General features: G+C 43.9%; 12 protein-coding genes. All 12 read left to right on the forward strand.

The features are described from left to right. Positions 1 to 93 precede the first annotated feature (93 nt). The 12 genes from ACKGJP_RS17620 to ACKGJP_RS17675 all read left to right on the forward strand — a co-directional run bounded on the left by ACKGJP_RS17620 (position 94) and on the right by ACKGJP_RS17675 (position 17,711). Positions 94 to 1,743: a serine/threonine protein kinase gene (locus ACKGJP_RS17620; protein ID WP_409346921.1), complete on the forward strand. Its 1,650-nt coding sequence runs from the start codon at positions 94 to 96 to the stop codon at positions 1,741 to 1,743. 453 nt (positions 1,744 to 2,196) lie between these two features. After that, positions 2,197 to 3,204, forward strand: coding sequence for a hypothetical protein (locus ACKGJP_RS17625; protein ID WP_409346922.1), 1,008 nt, complete (start codon positions 2,197 to 2,199; stop codon positions 3,202 to 3,204). Further along, the gene (locus ACKGJP_RS17630; protein WP_409346923.1) at positions 3,167 to 4,435 is read left to right on the forward strand and encodes a CpaF family protein; all 1,269 of its coding nucleotides are present in this window, start codon (positions 3,167 to 3,169) and stop codon (positions 4,433 to 4,435) included. The genes ACKGJP_RS17625 and ACKGJP_RS17630 overlap by 38 nt, the downstream gene beginning before the upstream one ends. Before the next feature lie 215 nt (positions 4,436 to 4,650). Then, a complete protein-coding gene (locus ACKGJP_RS17635; RefSeq protein WP_409346924.1) occupies positions 4,651 to 5,340 on the forward strand; it encodes a type II secretion system F family protein in 690 nt (229 codons plus the stop codon). A gap of 4 nt (positions 5,341 to 5,344) precedes the next feature. Beyond that, complete coding sequence (locus tag ACKGJP_RS17640) at positions 5,345 to 5,806, forward strand: hypothetical protein (protein ID WP_409346925.1); 462 nt, start codon at positions 5,345 to 5,347, stop codon at positions 5,804 to 5,806. Positions 5,807 to 5,928: 122 nt separating this feature from the next. Then, the gene (locus ACKGJP_RS17645; protein WP_409346926.1) at positions 5,929 to 6,129 is read left to right on the forward strand and encodes a hypothetical protein; all 201 of its coding nucleotides are present in this window, start codon (positions 5,929 to 5,931) and stop codon (positions 6,127 to 6,129) included. Positions 6,130 to 6,462: 333 nt separating this feature from the next. Beyond that, complete coding sequence (locus ACKGJP_RS17650) at positions 6,463 to 7,743, forward strand: hypothetical protein (protein WP_409346927.1); 1,281 nt, start codon at positions 6,463 to 6,465, stop codon at positions 7,741 to 7,743. Next, positions 7,706 to 8,950 carry an SIR2 family protein gene (locus ACKGJP_RS17655; RefSeq protein WP_409346928.1) on the forward strand — a complete coding sequence of 415 codons (1,245 nt, stop codon included), beginning with the start codon at positions 7,706 to 7,708 and terminating at the stop codon, positions 8,948 to 8,950. The genes ACKGJP_RS17650 and ACKGJP_RS17655 overlap by 38 nt, the downstream gene beginning before the upstream one ends. A gap of 989 nt (positions 8,951 to 9,939) precedes the next feature. After that, the gene (drmA, locus tag ACKGJP_RS17660) at positions 9,940 to 13,902 is read left to right on the forward strand and encodes a DISARM system helicase DrmA (RefSeq protein WP_409346929.1); all 3,963 of its coding nucleotides are present in this window, start codon (positions 9,940 to 9,942) and stop codon (positions 13,900 to 13,902) included. Then, on the forward strand, positions 13,871 to 15,706 hold the full coding sequence (gene drmB, locus ACKGJP_RS17665; RefSeq protein ID WP_409346930.1) for a DrmB family protein: 1,836 nt from the start codon (positions 13,871 to 13,873) through the stop codon (positions 15,704 to 15,706). The genes drmA and drmB overlap by 32 nt, the downstream gene beginning before the upstream one ends. Next, a complete protein-coding gene (locus ACKGJP_RS17670; protein WP_409346931.1) occupies positions 15,703 to 16,206 on the forward strand; it encodes a phospholipase D family protein in 504 nt (167 codons plus the stop codon). Before drmB ends, ACKGJP_RS17670 begins: the two co-directional genes overlap by 4 nt. Positions 16,207 to 16,265: 59 nt before the next feature. After that, positions 16,266 to 17,711 carry a DNA cytosine methyltransferase gene (locus ACKGJP_RS17675; RefSeq protein ID WP_409346932.1) on the forward strand — a complete coding sequence of 482 codons (1,446 nt, stop codon included), beginning with the start codon at positions 16,266 to 16,268 and terminating at the stop codon, positions 17,709 to 17,711. The last annotated feature ends 36 nt before the right edge of the window (positions 17,712 to 17,747 follow it).

Here is a 17,747-nt window from a genome sequence, read left to right on the forward strand (position 1 = left end):
AATGAGATTAAATAAAAAACGGTGGATTTTTACGGAGGACTGTCCTATAATCCGGTTTGAAAATGTTGGAAATGCGGAGGAGGGACATGACGAGTGAACGAAGTGGTTTCGAAGCTCACTTCCGGCGATTTGCTTGCCGGGCGGTATCTCGTCGTTTCGAAGATCGGAGTGGGAGGGATGGGCAGCGTCTATTTGGCGGAGGATGCGAAGCTTCCGGGCAAAAGATGGGCGGTCAAGGAATCGCTGCGGCACGCGCGGGACCCGAGAGGTTTTGCGGATGAAGCGGAGGTCCTCGCCAGGCTGGAACATCCGTTCATTCCGAAGCTCGTCGATTTTTATCCGCCTGATGATGAAGGCTACAGCTATTTGATCATGGACTACGTGAGGGGCAAGACGCTGGATACGCTTTTTGCGGAGAATAGGCGCGAGCTTGCCGTCGCAAGAGTCGTCAAGTACGCCGTACAGCTTTGCGAGCTGTTCGATTACTTGCACGCTTTCGTGCCGAAGCCGATCATCTATCGCGATCTTAAACCTGCCAATGTCATGATCGACGAGCAAGATAACGTGAGACTGATCGATTTCGGCGTTGCCCGCCATTACTCGTCCGACAGGCTGGCCGATACGGTTCAATTGGGGACGGTCGGGTTTGCCGCTCCGGAACAATTTCGGGGCTTGCAAACGGATGCGCGCACCGATTTGTATACGCTGGGCTCCAGCATGTTTTATTTACTGAGCGGAGGGAAGTGCTACTCCGGCGATCCGGCCATGTGGCGGCAAATGCGTCGTGATGTGCCGGAGTGGCTGTCATCCATTGTCCGTAGGCTGCTTAGCGTTAAGCCCGAAGACCGCTATCAAACGGCGGGCCAACTCAAGCAAGCGCTGGAGTGCGGAGCGGATGGCAAGGAGGATGGCATTCAACGTGACCTTTCGCCCCCGTCTCCGCGTTCCTTTGAAAGAAAGCTAGTCGTCGTAGGGGGCTTATATGCTGGCGCCGGCGCAACCTTTGTTGCCAAGGCTATTGCACGAGCGCTGCATCATGCCGGAGTTCCGCATGCTTTTGTCGAGGCTGGAGTCGGCGAAGGTGAGTTGTACTCTGCTCTGGCATTGCACACGGAAGGCGAGTTAGCTTTTTCGAGTACGTCATTCACGGATAAAGGCGCGGAAACGAATGCCGCTGCGGCCGGGAGGCGCTCGTCGATTCGCCGGATTGACGGTATGACGGAGTGGGTTGCCATTCCGCCGGGGGCAGCTTCCGAGTGGACGTCCGAGTCGTGTTTGAGGCTCCTCGTTTCGCTCTCCCAACCGATCGTCATTGTCGACGTTTCCAGTTATTGGACGCATGAAGCCGTTGCGGAGTTGTGCGCGCAAGCTCATGAAATCGTAGTGGTAGTCGGACCGAATCCTTCGAAATGGGATGGGCGAACTGCACGATCCAATCTCGAGCTGCTTGGCTCGATGAGCCGGAGTGGAAAAGGTGCATCGATGATCGCGAACCGCGATGTTCCTACGGATTTTCGCGGCGAATGGCTTTCGTCCCTTCCTCAGAAGCCATTATGCTTATTTCCCGAGCTGCCTAGCGCAAGCGTGCTGGAAGCCGAATGGCGAGGGAGAATGATTTTTGACGACCCAGCTATTCGAGTTCGGCTGGATGGACTGCTGAAGCCCTTTTTATCGAGGCTCCTACCGGCGAATGAACCTCGGTTTCAGAGAAAACGTAATATTTTGACCCGTTGGTTTGGGTGAGAAGGTCCTATTCGACAAAAACTTGAAAAAAAAGTTGTTTTTGCCGGCGATGATGATATAATAAAGGGCAAATATGGAAATAAACGCGGAAGCACCGCTAACCGGATCTTGGGATCCATGGTTGGCGCGTGCTTTTTTTGTTTGTTTTCATTGGATTCAAGGAGGTGCTGTTGTGAGTGGCGCGCAGCTGGAGCGAATCGCCGCCGCTGCGGCGATCGCCGGCGTCGTGATGGTCGTTTGCGGTTTGATGCAGGTATTCGGCTGGTTATAATTGGGGATTGTTTGGGGGAAATCCGTGGCGGAGGGGGGAGAAGGTTGGAGAAGATTGTGTTATGCGTACTGGAAGAGGATTCAAAATTTTTGGAATCGATCTCCCGGTATTTGAGAGATTCTACCCATGGCGATAAATTAATTCTTAAAAGTTTTACACGGCCGGAAGGGGTGGAAGAGCTTTTGCGGAGTTCGGCACATACGGACTTGCTGCTCGCAAAGCCCGTTCATTTGCTGGCCTTGGAGGTGCCCGCGGAAGTTATGCCGGTCGGACTCATTGGCGATGAGAGCGATTATGCCGTTATGGAGGAAGGCGGACTGTGGGTAAACAAGTACCAGCCGCTGGATCGGATGTTTGCCACTCTTATGGCGAATGCCATGGAACGCAATAGACGACATGGAGCCGTTCGCGATGAACGGAGAGAAGGTGCCCGAGTCATTTCTGTATATTCGGCCGTAGGCGGGAACGGCAAAACGACCGTTGCGGCTAATCTCGCAAAACTGCACGCGTTTCGTAACCGGAGAACGTTTTATCTCAATTTGCAACTGTTGCAATCTCCATCGTTGTTTGGCGAGGGCCTTGCGGCGGACGGACAATCCTTTTCCAAGTGGTTATATTTCGTCCAATCGGGCAAACGGCAATTAGCATCGAAACTTTCAGAGCTTGCCGGCAACAACCCAGAGCTGAAAGTAAGCTTCTTCGAGCCTGTTCGCAAATTGGAGGAAATGGAACAACTCACCTACGAAGTTACCCGGCGGCTTGTGAGAGCCATGCGTGACAGCGGACTTTATGACGAATTGATTGTGGACCTGGATGCCGCCTTAAGCGAACGGGAGCAAGGTGCCATTTCGGTGAGCGATGAGATCGTTTGGGTCTTTACGGACGATATTCAGTCCTTATCCAAGACGCAAGTCTTTTATGAAGAGTGGCTAGCTAGGATTTCGCGTTTAGAAGATGTGCGGATTCCTCCCGTTACATTCATCATGAATAAATACACAGGGACAGCTTCGCTAAACCCGGCGGATTTCGGGATTCAGTCGCACGTCAAGCTGCCGTATATTCCCGAGTGGAAGTCGGTGCGTTCACCCGGACGGCTGCTGGAGGATGCGGTGTTTCAGGAGCATCTCATTCGCGCGCTAGGACTTGGCGGCTATGAAGGCGGTGATGGAGGTGATACAGGCTCCGGATGATCTGCCTTTTAGGAGGCTGCGCGAACATATAGCTGGACAGATGGATTATTCGCAGTCATTGCCTGACGAGAAGCTGCTCGAGTTAATTGAAAGTGAGGTGTTTGCCTATTCGGATCAAGTTTACCTTACTGCCGGCAAGAAGAAGGAGTTAGTGCGAAGGCTGTACGATTCGTTTCGCGGGCTGGATATCCTGCAGCCGCTCGTAGACGATCCTTCCGTAACGGAAATCATGATTAACGGTCCTGACCGCATTTTTATCGAGCGCGACGGCAAGGTGATCAAAGTGCCGGACAAATTCGAATCGGTTCAAAAGCTGGAGGACGTCGTGCAGTCGATCGTGGCTAAGGTGAATCGTGTTGTCAATGATAGCAGTCCGATCGTTGACGCGAGGCTTAAAGACGGTTCCCGCGTAAACGTTGTGCTTTCGCCCGTATCGCTTGACGGGACTGCGGTGACGATCCGCAAGTTCCCGAGCAGCCCGATGACCATTGAGGATCTCGTTCGAAGAGGCGCGCTGACGAATAACGCGGCTAGGCTGCTGGAGCGGCTTGTCGCCGCAAAATATAACCTCTTTATTGGGGGCGGGACCGGCTCGGGGAAAACGACCTTTCTGAATGCGCTATCGCAGTTCATTCCCCCTGACGAGCGGATCATCACGATTGAGGATTCGGCAGAGCTTCGCATAACGAGTGTCCCCAACCTCATCAGGCTCGAAACGCGCAATGCGAATACGGAGGGCAAAGGAGAAATTACGATTCGCGAGCTGATACGCACCTCGCTGCGGATGCGTCCGAACCGCATCATCGTCGGCGAGGTGCGCGGCGCCGAAGCGCTAGATATGCTGTCGGCCATGAATACGGGACATGACGGCAGTTTATCGACGGGGCATGCCAACTCTTCGTCCGATATGCTGGGCAGACTGGAGACGATGGTGCTGAGCGGAGCGGATCTTCCGATGGACGTCGTGCGCAAGCAGATTGCATCTGCGATCGACATTTTGGTACACCTGTCAAGAATGAGAGACAAATCGAGAAGGGTTACGGAAATTCATGAAGTATGCGGTTTTCGGGACGGGGAAATACGATTGAATCCGTTGTATTTGTTCAGGGAATCGGAAGGAGGCTCTGTTGAACGGGTACTCGGAGAGCTTACTGCGACCGGGAATTCGCTGCAAAATAGGCGGAAGCTGGAGATGGCGGGAATGTTGGAGGAAATGGAGGCGGGCTCGTGATCCTATTTGGCTCAATAGTTGCTGGTGCTTGCTTTTGGTTGCTGCTAAATCGGAACATGCGGATGAGGGCGTCAGCTTGGCTGCGAAAAGTTGCCCCTAAACGAGTTGCTGCAAAGGATAAACGAAGTGTCCAATCATTAACGAACGAACGGCAAAGCGCATCTATCCACTATGCCCGTTACGAGCTGACCGTTAAAGAGAGGGTTGCCTCTTCAATGGCTGCAGCAATGGCGCTATTCGGCGTCGGTTATTTGTTCTACAAACATCCTGTGGCCGGTTTCATGCTGGCTATGCTGTCCTTCTATTGTCCGAACGTGTATCGCCGCATGTTAATACGCCGCAGGAAGAATGAGTTGACAAGACAATTCAAGCAGGCTTTATATGCCATTTCCTCTTCCCTTTCTGCAGGGAAATCGGTCGAGAACGCCTTTCATGACGCCGCATCCGATATGCGAATGTTGTTTCGCGACGAACGCGCCTATATTGTGGACGAGTTGGACAGGATCGGGAGAAAACTGGAGAACGGAGAAACGATCGAGGGTGCGCTGCTTGATTTGGCAGAGCGCGCCGACCTGGAGGATATACGCAGCTTTTGCGATGTTTTTGCTACCTGCAAGCGTTCCGGCGGCAATTTGATGCAGGTTGTCAGGCGTACTTCCGATATGATCGGCGAACGAATGGAGCTTCAGCAAGAAATTATCGTTTTGCTCGCCCAGAAACGCTTCGAATCCAAAGTGCTCGTCTGCGCGCCGGCAGCGGTAATAGCCCTTCTAAGCTTGAGCTCACCGGATTACATGGCACCTTTATACGGGAATGCAACCGGAATTCTTGTCATGTCGACAGCATTAGGGCTGCTTGGGGGTGCGTGGGTCTTAACTGCGAAAATGATGGATGTTAAGGTGTGAGCGGATGGAGCTAAGAAAGGGGAAAGGGAAACGTGAATCGCCGCTTCGGTCTTTGGATGAGTGGGCTCAGCGGTTTTTGGATAGGAAAGGCTGGCTGGACACGCTGCCGCAGGTAACGGCCAAAATTCACGTACGAATGTCGATGCTGCATGGCGGGAAAGAAGCTGACGGCCGTACGCGATTTTTCATGGCGCAAACAGTCGTTCGAACCGTCATTGTTTTTGTTTTCTTGCATGTGCTCGGACTGGTTTCCGGCGATTTTGTCGGCTTTGTTTTTGGCGGTTTCTTCTTAGCCGTTTTGGTGCCGATTCGCGCATATTTCGATCTGGAGAAGCAAATCAAGCTTCGCCGAAGGCTGATTATTCTTGCTTTACCCGAATATGTAGACAAGCTTCTTCTGTTAGTGAATGCAGGAGAAACGGTACAGAGGGCCATGATAAGATGCGTATCTGATGATGTGAAATAATCAAGTATACTGAGTAATAATCGTGTATACCGAAGAAGCATTTTTTAGTGTAATAGTCATGTATACCGTCAAATAATCATGTCACCTGAGTTTCCAGTGTGATCAAAAAGGAGAGGTAGATTATGAGCCTTAAGATTTTAAGAACAGACGCTGACCTAAATAATGCTGTTTTGTTTCGCATCCCCGTTAACGTTATAAGTGATGGTTATTTGATTGAAGAAAATGTGCTAATTGAGGGATACAACAAGTTTTCGGTAAAAGTAGCGGACGGACGCTTTCTTCGAGGCAATGTTCAAATATTGTCAACTGTTGCATTATTATAAATCTCTTCTTCGTAGTGTGTAGGTTAATCAACGGTTCAGCATTTTAGCCTGCTTACAGGAAACGAATGTCGATAAGCGAATCGGTTTCGCAAGAGTATTGTCACGAAGATTGATAAAAAGGTCACGAAAATTGCAAAAGCTTTGATAGTTCAACGGTTGCACTAGAAAGCACACTTTCTAAAGCGACCGTTTTTTCCATAATTAAGTTATGATAAAAAGATAAAGGTGATATAATCAATGTAATAATTTCAATCTATACCGAATGTAATACGCGATTGCTATATAATGCAATTACATTAGAACAAGTTGCTTAAGCAGGCGGGGGCGAAGGTTATGAAAGCTGAAACAGTATATGCGTTTAACGGAGCCAGATTTGTGGAACATACTCACTTTGAGGAGTTTAAGGCTGCGGTGTTAGCGCGGCTTGGATATACCGACCATACCGCCAATCAGCTCTCAGAGTTCTATGAAAACTACGCTGAGCGGCAAGGGTCGACCGACCCATTGAATAAAATTCTTTTTGAAAACATCATGTATGGGCGGCTGACGAATGTATATATTCACAAAATAAAAGCCCCATCATCGCTTGGTGTCGATATATTCAAAAAGCAAGTAGATAAAATCATCGACGGTTTTAATGGGAATGTATCGGTCATGGCTCAGTCCTCCATGAAATCTGTCGAGAGCTTTTACCTTATGGATGTTCTAAACGTGACCAAGATGGGGGCGAACTTCATCGCAGGGCTTGATTATGAGCAATCAGGAGATCAAGTCACAAACGTGCGATTTTTAGTTGGAAAAACCGTCATGCTCAAGAAAGGCAAATCGCCGATCTCAGGTTATCTATTGGGTGGGATCGAGTTGGATTTTCAGCAGCGTATATGCGTAATCATGACTAAGCATACCTCTGACATGCTGGACGAAAGCGGCGACGATTCAATAAAGAGCCCAAGCGGGTACCACAGATTTTTGTTGGACAAGTTCGTGACTCCCCTTTCGATAACTAGAGACACCGACTTGAAGAAAGACAGGGAAGGGATGTTCGTTTTCTGCAAATCGATGTACGAAAAGTTGATCAACGATGTGCGTGACGAAGTACGGACATCGGCAGAGAGCGAGATTGATTCGATCACAAGAAAATTGGGAAAGAAACTAAAGGCGCTTGGGAAGAAGCCAACGGCGGACCAGGTGAGCGATTTGTCCAAAAATATTCATAATTTGTTGTTGGGCATTCACATTGAAAATAACATCCCCGATTCGGTCATGGCGCAGAAAGCAGCCGATGAGAAACTCGTTGGATTCCCGACTAACATTGATTATCAAAATAACCGAATGAATCGAAGCTCCACTGGCACGGGTCAAAAAGGCAAACCTATTTGCAAATCGGAGAACTTGTACAGTTTGTTAACCGACTTCGAAAAGGCTCAGAAGCTGAACAAATGGAACCTGTCTTGGTTTCGGGACCCAAGCAATCCAAGTGTCGGGCGAATAGAGCAAACGAGGATTGAATCGATGACCGACTGCTTGTACTTGCGGTTCAAAGGAAAAAAACACCTTGGCAAGGAGTTAATTACACATGTCGTTAGAACCCTTGATAGCTGCCGCGGCTACTAAGCTTGGTATCGAGAAAGAAGCCGCCCTGGCGAAAATTCACGGACTTGTTGAACTTGGAGGATTTTCGCCCTTCAGCAAAGACGCTCTTCTGGCGGTGTTTGCCGAGAGTGAAATAAACACGTTGCTTCACGTTATTCGTGAAACAGAAGGCTTAGAATCGTATTTTTATTACCGTTGCGTGAGCCAGGCTGGAGAAGGCCAAACTTATAATTTGGATGAAGAATGCGAGTATTGTGATTGGAATATCGGAGAAGTCGATCGCCATGAGATCGAGGAGTTGTTCGTACTGAAGCATTCGTTTATTGAATCGATTCGGTCTCGTGTTATTCAAGCGGAAGAAGATAATTATTTGAAATCGGACTTTCCGAGAAATCTGGAGATGCTTTCGAGTGAAATAAAAGACGTGATTCCTTTTCTTGGTTCAGGTGTCTCCATGGCACTGGGGTTGCCGAGCTGGAAAGGGTTGTTGGAAATTTTAGAAGAGGGCGCTTTCGCCGATCAAGAGAGCAATGAGGTATTTAAAGCCTTGATCGCTGAGGGGGATTTACTCGCCGCGTTCGATTACTTGGTTGATAGCTCTTACGAGTTCGCATCTTACGATCAGATAAAAGAAAGAATCGTCGAAATCATCAAAGAGTGGCGAAAAGACGAGCGCCTAGACCAACACAACTATGGAGACCTAGTCAGCTTGAATAGTAGGTTTTACATCACGACCAATTACGACTTACTAATGAGCGAGTTTTTATCCACCGAGAACGGCAAGTACACGGCGCCTGTGTGTCTTAGAGAAATCGAGAGCATCAGGAGGCTGATGAAAGGTGAGAATCAAGTCATCCATCTTCACGGACATATCAATAAAATGGATACTATGATCGTTTCAAACAAGGATTACGAAGAATTGTACGGGGATCAAAAGCTATTGATCAAATTCAGTTCGATTATGAACAACAATCCGTTGCTCTTCATCGGCTTTTCGTTCACTGACAAATTCTTTGAAGACTTGTACGAGAAAATGATTTCGATTGTCAAGTCGAAGCATTACATCCTCATACCCAATGCAGATTTGGAAACAGTAAGGAAGTTCAACATAAAGAACATTAAAGTGGTTAGCCTTAATGTTAAGCGTGACTCCAAAGGCATGCTCGACTCGGCTGATTACGTGAAATCGATTCGGATTCTAGTCCGCTATCTGACTAAGGATTACTGATAGAGCGTCTGGTGTTTTATGTTCCATTATAGTCATTCACAACTAGTGCAAATCATAATTATTGTGATTATTGTAATAGCAAAGCCCCATACTCACGTGCCAATCTCATAATTAAAGCAAAAAAACAGTAATGCAACAATTGTTTGTGATTATTGCAAAAAGAACATGAGTACGGCCTTTATGAATGATCTAATTCTTAAAGGCCGAGAAAGAAATGATCCAGCAAATTATAATCAAATGTAAGGATGAAACCTTTCATGTTCTTGGGCTCATTACTGTTAGCTTTCTAGGGAGACATCACACGACCATTAATAATTGTTCGAAAAGGTCCCCAGTCAAGAGCTAAATAAAATGGACACGATCGAAAAGATAAAGCTTTCTAAGGATGTAATATAAAAAATATCATATTGATTTCAATAAAGAATTGAGTTGATGGAATATGCTTAATTGTAAAAAATGCGGGGGCATTTTGATGGTTATAAGGGTGGAGAAAACTCCAGAACATTTATCGAAACAAGAAAAACTTATTTATAACCGATTGTGCGATGTACAATGTAGCGATTGCAAAAAGGTTTATTTTTCACAACCATACGACTTCGGAGCAACGATAAATCCAGTGAGAAATCTAAAAAACTAAGTTACAACAACGTAGGGATAAATAAAACCTATCAGGGCTTTTTTTGTCGTATTTAACTGGATTTGTGTAATGTTCACAGTATGGCTTTTGTTAAATAATTTCTATGGACTAACATCAATTACGTTTTTTACCGAAAAAACATATAAGCTTATTTTATGCCTGTCCCAACTGGACGGGTCATTTTTTATCAAAAAGAAAAGTTGTTTACAAAAGTAAACAACTTATTTTTTTAATTGCGGCAAGTCGTGAAAGTAAACGGAAGTATTTTTATCAATATTTTGAAGGAATCGCCTAGTCGATAGCGAATTTAATAGCCATTTGGAACTATAATCAATTAGGGGCTGATGATACTTTGGAACGAGCAATTATTCTTGGGGAACTAGTAAAAGAAGTTCTTGGCCCAAGAAACGGAATAAACGAAACATTTAGAAATGACATGGACCCGAGAAATGAATTTATTGTAGGAGTCCTGGCTCCAAAAGAACTGCAACAGGAACGCGATGTGGACGCAGAGGCAGAATTATTGTCTGATGGTGATAGCAGCGACGAGGACGATACTGAAGAAGTAGTTGAAGCGTCATTAACAGGCTCTCCTTCTCTTGATCCTAAATCACCGCCTAAATCTTTAGGTTTTTCTGTTGTAGTTGAGGTTGAAAATGAAGATGCGCAAGTCGAAATTTGTTTTACGTGGGCAAGATACTTTTCGAATGGTTCTGAATGGCAACGTAGGTCGTTCTATGAATATAAACAATTACCAGTAATTCAACCAAAGCATTGGGAAGACACTTATAAAAGCGGTGTCGAGTTTACAATGAAATCAACTAAATTAACGGAAAACAGATACAAGCTATCCGTGTTTTTGGTGAATAATTCAAAATTAGAAGTTCCTTCAAAACCTACAACTTCTGATTTTGTGTTTCAACCAGAAATTCGTTTTAATAAGCTTAACGCATGCCAATTTTGCCCATTAGAAGACATGACAGACAACAGTGATGATGAGTACACGGATGAAAGAATTGAAGAAGAGTCCTTGAAACTAATGTATCGAGATCGTTTTGCTTTAGCGAGAGGACATTTAGTTGGGGTTACCTGGGGAGATATTGATATCCAACGTCCCCACCAAAAGCTGAAAGATCTTCAATTCCCACCATTTTGTTGGGTGGATGGCGCTAACGTGCCTGCTAATGTCCGTGAACGGTTCTTGGTGCCTCATATACGCTCTGATTATACCCCTACATACCCTTTAGAAGCACCGAGCATGGTTTGGAGAGAAGAGTTTGGCCCCAAGCCTGAATTTGACCCTGCCGTATTAGCAGAATGTTGGGATACAAATGAATTGAGAAATAAACTAATGCCTTTTGTTGATGGATATAAAAAGTGGCTTGGAAGTCAGAAGCAATCCTCTTCCTTTAATGACCTTAAAAGTAATTTAAAACGAGCCGCAGAAATTCATTTTTCAAACATTGAAAAGGCGATTGAAAGAATGGAGCGGTCCATTGAACTTTTATGTCGTGATCAAGATATTCAATTGTCTTTTTGCTTTGCAAATCGAGTTATGGCTTTGCAATCATTATGGGCAAATAAGGTCGTAAATCAATGGAGACCTTTTCAGCTTGCATTCATTCTAATTAACATTGCAGCTATTGCAGATCCTGATGACCCTGATAGGGGGGTCGCTGATTTGCTTTGGTTCGCAACAGGTGGAGGCAAGACTGAAAGTTATTTGGGCTTGGCGGCATTCACAATGGCACTTCAACGTCGAAGGGCAAAGACAGATCGAGACGGCCATAAAAAAGGTGCAGGAGTGAATGTGTTATCACGATACACGTTGCGTCTATTGACCATACAACAGTTCCGTAGGGCTTTAAGAGTGATTACTGCTGCGGAATTTTTAAGAGTAGATCAGCTAAACATTACAAACCAAAATGTTGGATGGAGACCCTCAACTTGTAAAATAACCGATGATTTTATCTGGGGAGCAGAGCGATTCTCCGTTGGTTTGTGGGTGGGTGGGGGTGTTACTCCTAACGGTTTACATTCTTTGCAGTTTAAAGATGAGAACAATGTGTTTAGAGTAATACCAGGCGCATTGGAGTTACTAAGTAAAAAAGGTAAGAATAGTGAAGGAGAGCCTGCCCAAGTTATTAATTGTCCGTGTTGCAATTCCTTTGTAGCGGTTCCAAATGAAGGGGTTGGCTCAGGCACTCATAGCATCCACTTTATGTTTAAAAGTACAACTTCTATTCCATTGTCTTTAACGGCGACAGCCTTCACACTTCAAGGTGCGTCTATTTCATCAATTCAAATCATGCAGCATAATTCAGTTTATTATACTGCAACAATTGATTTTGAAGTAGCTAATGGCTACCATCTAGAATCGGATTCACTCGACGATTTATGGAATAATCAACTGGCTCCTCTACTGGGGTCAGCTCAATTGCAATCTACTCGACCAACAAGACCAGGGTATTTTTATCATAAATTTTTGAATAGTTTGCAAAAAGAGAAAGAAATGAATTTTGAGGTTATTTGCCCTAACCCTGAGTGTCAGTTGAATCAAGGATTTTGGACGGAAAAAGTACCAGTTAGCTCAAGTACGCAACACTTATCAAGTGCTACGGACACTGAGTATCAAGATGTATTGCAAGCATTCAAAGTCGCGGGGCATCCACATTATTCAACGAGAGTGATCATTCCTGCCTACACAGTAGATGATCAAGTTTATCATCGTTGTCCCTCCATGATTATCGCGACAGCAGATAAATTTGCCCAGTTGCCATTCGAACCGAAAGCGGCAAGCTTATTTGGAAATGTAGAATACTATCATGCAAGATGGGGCTATTATCGAGAAAATTGTCCTCCAAATGCTGGAGGTTCTCAACCGACAGAGTTTTTGAGGCATCCTCCACAATTTAAGAAAAATCAGCCATTACATAAACGGGTTGATTCGTTTGATCCGCCATTATTAATAATACAGGACGAATTACATTTAATTGAGGGTCCATTAGGAAGTTTGTACGGATTATATGAAACGATAATTGACGAACTATGCACAAAACAGCAGGGTGATAAACGTGTTCCGCCAAAGTATGTTGTTTCAACTGCTACCGTTCGCCAAGCCAGGAAGCAAGTGCAGACCCTTTTCGCGAGAGATTTTGCCCAGTTTCCACCATCAGGATTAGATGTAAACGACAATTTCTTCTCCGTGACCGCTGAGTCCCATCCTCTTGATAATACGGGCGCTGGAAGACTTTATGTTGGCATCTGTGCTCCTGGTAAAGGTGCGCAAACACCTTTAGTTAGAATTTGGTCTTCTTTATTGCAAATTGCTCACGACTTGAAAAACGCGGGGGCAGACCCCAAACGGATTGATGGATTTACTACAATTGTTGGTTACTTTAACGCTCTTCGTGAATTGGCAGGGGCGGCGTCACTATACAGACAGGACATTCCAGAACGCATGGATTATTTAAATGGCGCTGCTAGCCGCCAACTCTCTGAAAATCCGCTGGAGTTGTCTAGTCGCAAAAGTTCAACGGAACTCCCAGGTCTGCTTGAACTGTTGGACAAAACAGTAGATAGTGGTTCACAAGAGGATGGCGTCCTAGCAACTAGCATGTTTGGAACAGGTGTTGACGTTGATCGACTTAGACTCATGGTGATCAACGGTCAACCGAAGTCCACATCGTCGTATATTCAAGCTTCAGGGCGTGTAGGGCGTAAACAAGGTGGACTAGTAGTCTCCTTTTTTAGGGCTAGTCGACCACGTGACTTGGATCATTACGAATTCTTTACTGGCTATCACAGAGCATTATATAAATATGTTGAGCCTGTTACGGTTGCACCATTTTCTCCGCGCGCTCGTGAAAAAGCGTTAGGTGCTTTAAGCGTCGCTCTTTTGAGGCAAGCGTTGCACATTTTAGGTGAGCGTGTGCCTGTGCAGTGGAGGCATCAACAAAAGTTTCAAGGTAAGAATACACTTTCTGCCGCGACGAATATGCGTTTTGGTCGACATAACAGCGAAGTTCTGAAAATACTTGATATTTTTTCTCGACGTGTTTTACAGCTTCCCGATGGACGTAGACCCGATGTGAAAAAAGTTATTTCAGAATTACGTTCGGAATTGGATCGTTGGTATGCATTATCACAAACACATGGAAATTTATTATTCAATGAATACTCGATGACAAAACCGCCAGTTCATCCCGTTGTTTTAGGAGATTTGCAGCATTTCTTCAGAGGGCTAGATATGGCCTTTGAAAATGTTCCGCAGTCTTTGCGAGATGTGGAAGGCACAACTAACTTTAAAAGCTGAGGTGAAAAGTTTGGGACAATCAATTAGACCGTCGCAATTCATAACAACATATGGTCCTGGGGCTATATTAGAAGGCCCCAATGGACCTCGAATCATTAATAATATATCATTGTCTGGAATTTTAAATTTTAAGAATATTGATCAGTTAGAAATAGTTGATCAAAGACTATCTGAGTCACTGCTGAACGGCGCAGGGATTCTTAGACTTCCTACAAATGCGGAGCTTCATCTTGCCGAATCTAAGCCAGTATACGAGACAAAACAATTTCCAGGATGGTCATTATGCATAAAAAATCATCATAATAAACTTTATAATTATAGTCGAAACAATCGTGGTTGTCCCGATTGTCCAAGACCTGCTTCTTCATATGAAGGTTGGCTAAAGTCCCGTAGAGAAGCAATTCGTTTTGTTATGGCTTGCCCGAATGGTCATCTTGACGATGTGAACTGGTCTCGACTTGTAAAACATAAACGACCACAATGTTATCCTGATTATCTTCTTTGGATAGGTGGTGGGGGTGCATTAAAGAATGTCAAGATACTTTGTCCTAATTGTAAGGGAGAGTTTAATTTAGGTCAGGCTTATGCAATGGAACATGAATGTACAGGTCGCCTTCCTGAGGCTGGCACCGAGCAAAATGGTTGTGATCAAAAGGCTAAAATAATGCAACGTGGAGCATCAAATATTAGAGTTGCTGAAATCGTATCTTCTCTAACGATTCCAAAGAGAGATACTCGTTTACATCAACTTCTTGCCCATTCAGCTATTTTTGGTGTAGTAATTTCTTCAAACATTACGACCAAAAATGAACTAATGGAGAAGTTGAAAGCACTTGTAACACGAAAAAGGTTACCTGATGGAATGTATGAAGAAATAAATCGATACGACGATGAAATGATTGTAAGAGCGGTAGCTGATGTATGTGAGCCAACAAATATAGATAACGAACTTGATTATCGAGTAACGGAGTTTGATGCTCTTCAGATAGCTTCCACTCGGGGGGCTCCAATACAAGTCTCGTCTACACCAGGAGCTCCGCCACAATTTGAAGTAAATAGGCAAGATGTAAGGGCTTTTGTTGGCCCGCGGGGACATAAACTAAGAATTACGCCTGTAAGTAGGTTGCGGGTCGTAATGGTTCAAACTGGCTATAAACGACTTGATGTGGTGAATGGACAAGCGGTGCCCACAGCACATCATGATGGTGTGAAGGAATGGTATCCAGGTATCGAAACTTTTGGTGAAGGAGTATTTATCGATTTGGCTCCTGAGAATGACCAAGGTCCATTGAATCATTTTGAGATGAATGGTGCTGATTATAATAATTGGCTGAACGCATTTCAAAACAGTGAAGAATATGGATTGAATTCGGCAGTCGTTGAGAATTATCAAACCCATCCTGTTTTTGTTTGGTGGCATACGTTATCGCATCGATTGATAAACTCACTTTCCATCGATTCGGGATATTCGTCGGCATCTATTAGGGAACGTGTTTTTGTTAAAATAGAGAAGAATAATCCTAATGTTGCACGAGGGGGAGTGTTATTATATACAACTCAACCTGGGGGAGACGGTACGTTAGGAGGCTTGATCGGATTAGTCCCAGAATTTAATAAAGTGCTACATAGAGTATTTAGAGATGTTGATACTTGCTCTAATGATCCCCTTTGTGGCGAAGAAGTATTTGGTCCCAAACGGTTAAATGGAGCTGCATGTTACGTATGTCAGTTTGCTTCTGAAACATCCTGCGAACATAGAAATATGTTGCTTGATCGCAACTTATTGTTGAACAATTTACCATGAGTAATACAAATATTAAAGTGTTAGCGACGGGACTTGGTTGGTTGGGAAATGGTGTAGAATCAATAACAACAAATGTTGAGGAATTATTCAATAGTGCTAAATATGAGTTGTTTATTGCCGCATATAGTATAAGTGCAGGCGCATTAGAAGTTATTTTAATGCTCAACACCCCTTTATCAAGGGGTGTTGACGTTAGGTTACTCATTAACAAATACGAACAAATCCATCCTTCGGTAAAGTCTATTTTCGATGATTTTTCAAAAAAATATATGAACATCAGTATTTTTGATTTTAATCATCCTGATAACTACGATCTTCATGCAAAAATGATAGTTGCAGATAGAGAAAAAGCTATTATCGGTTCATCTAATATTTCCCGCAGAGGTTTTTTTGAAAACCATGAACTAGCTGTTATGATAACGGGCAATGAAGTGATTAAAGTGGCAAGCGCTTTTGATTCCTTATTAGCAAATAAACTGACAAGAAAAGTTGATTTGTAGAGCCATATAATCATGATATAATGATGTGACATAGTGATATTCATCGAGGGACGATTGATATGAAATATAAGGTGTTGGATCTATTCGCTGGGGGTGGAGGATTTTCCACTGGCTTTCAAATGGCGGAGCTTGAAAATAGTTCATTTGAAGTAGTTAGGGCTGTCGAACTTAATCCCGATGCTTGCGAAACTCTACGTGCTCATCTTGGAGACGCTAAAGTAATTGAAGGAGATATTACCAGTCCTGAAATAAAAACTCAAATCATTAGGGAATGTAATGATGTACACGTCATAATTGGAGGACCACCTTGCCAAACGTATTCATTGGCAGGTCCTTCTCGATCAGGCAAGCAAGAGATGCGAGAAGCATTAAAAAGCGATCCAAGAAACACGTTATTTAGACACTTTTTTGAAATTGTGAATTCTATACAACCTGAAGTGGTTGTTTTTGAAAATGTTGAAGGTATTATTTCAAAACAGTTGGAACATGAAAATGAAGAAGAGTTGTCAGAAAAGCAAAAGCTTGCAATTGATGTTATATGTGATGAACTTGAGTCGATTGGGTATTGTACGTATTTAAAAGAAAGACCAGGGCAGCGTTACCAAGTGTTAAATGCGGTAGATTACGGTGTTCCTCAGCAACGTAAACGTGTGATTATAATTGCCAATCGTCATGGACTTGTTAACCCTACCCCTACAAAAAAAGTAACAAATTATCGTAATCTAGGACAAGCGATTGGTAATATTCCCTTAGTGATTCCCGAAATAAATATAAGTCGAACGAATAATCTAATAAACATGGATATTGTTATTAATAATTTTGATCAATGTGTTTCTGCATTTGCAAACAGCATTATTTCACTTGAAAATAAGAAAAATAACGCGCCAGAGATTCATTCACCTGAATTTAAACAAATAGTCACTTTCATAAAAGATGCTACTCCAAAATTAGTGAAAAGAAAGTATAAGAAATTGAAGTCGCTCGTAGATTTTTTAATAGAATTCAATATACTGGTTGAAAAGTATTCTCAAAAGCATCTTGCCGATTTTCCTACATTTCATTCTTCAAGGGCACATAATATCAGAGATTTAGCTATTTTTTCGATGATGAAGCCAGGCTCTTCTTCGGCACAATTTATTAATAAAGACTCGGAATTGTATGATCATCTTTTAAATAATCTATATCCATATGATCGGACAAAACATCTCGATACATATGTCCGACACGCTTGGTACAAGCCATCAAATACAATACTATCACATATGGAAAAAGATGGTTTGAAGTTTATTCATCCCGATCAACCAAGAACTTTTACACCTTTTGAAGCCGCATTAATTCAAACTTTTCCTATCAATTATGAGTTTAAAGGAGGAAGAAATGCTCAATATAGACAAATTGGAAATGCTGTTCCCCCATTAATGGCTAAAAGTATTGGCGAATCAATTCTAAAGTTATTATTATCAAGATCAAATTCGGATAGAAAAGCTGTTGCTATTATTAATTAAAGGCATGCTCGTGTTAGTTTCTGAGCATGCCTTTTT

It is taken from the genome of Paenibacillus litoralis, assembly GCF_046244365.1.
In the GTDB taxonomy this organism is placed as follows: domain Bacteria; phylum Bacillota; class Bacilli; order Paenibacillales; family NBRC-103111; genus Paenibacillus_V.

What these genes read in the sequence shown, in the direction of transcription:
- ACKGJP_RS17630 (WP_409346923.1), top strand. Translation starts at nt 3,167, where the DNA reads ATGAAGGCGGTGATGGAGGTGATACAGGCTCCGGATGATCTGCCTTTT.
- ACKGJP_RS17635 (WP_409346924.1), top strand. Translation starts at nt 4,651, where the DNA reads ATGGCTGCAGCAATGGCGCTATTCGGCGTCGGTTATTTGTTCTACAAA.
- ACKGJP_RS17640 (WP_409346925.1), top strand. Translation starts at nt 5,345, where the DNA reads ATGGAGCTAAGAAAGGGGAAAGGGAAACGTGAATCGCCGCTTCGGTCT.
- ACKGJP_RS17645 (WP_409346926.1), top strand. Translation starts at nt 5,929, where the DNA reads ATGAGCCTTAAGATTTTAAGAACAGACGCTGACCTAAATAATGCTGTT.
- ACKGJP_RS17650 (WP_409346927.1), top strand. Translation starts at nt 6,463, where the DNA reads ATGAAAGCTGAAACAGTATATGCGTTTAACGGAGCCAGATTTGTGGAA.
- ACKGJP_RS17655 (WP_409346928.1), top strand. Translation starts at nt 7,706, where the DNA reads ATGTCGTTAGAACCCTTGATAGCTGCCGCGGCTACTAAGCTTGGTATC.
- drmB (WP_409346930.1), top strand. Translation starts at nt 13,871, where the DNA reads ATGTGGAAGGCACAACTAACTTTAAAAGCTGAGGTGAAAAGTTTGGGA.
- ACKGJP_RS17670 (WP_409346931.1), top strand. Translation starts at nt 15,703, where the DNA reads ATGAGTAATACAAATATTAAAGTGTTAGCGACGGGACTTGGTTGGTTG.
- ACKGJP_RS17675 (WP_409346932.1), top strand. Translation starts at nt 16,266, where the DNA reads ATGAAATATAAGGTGTTGGATCTATTCGCTGGGGGTGGAGGATTTTCC.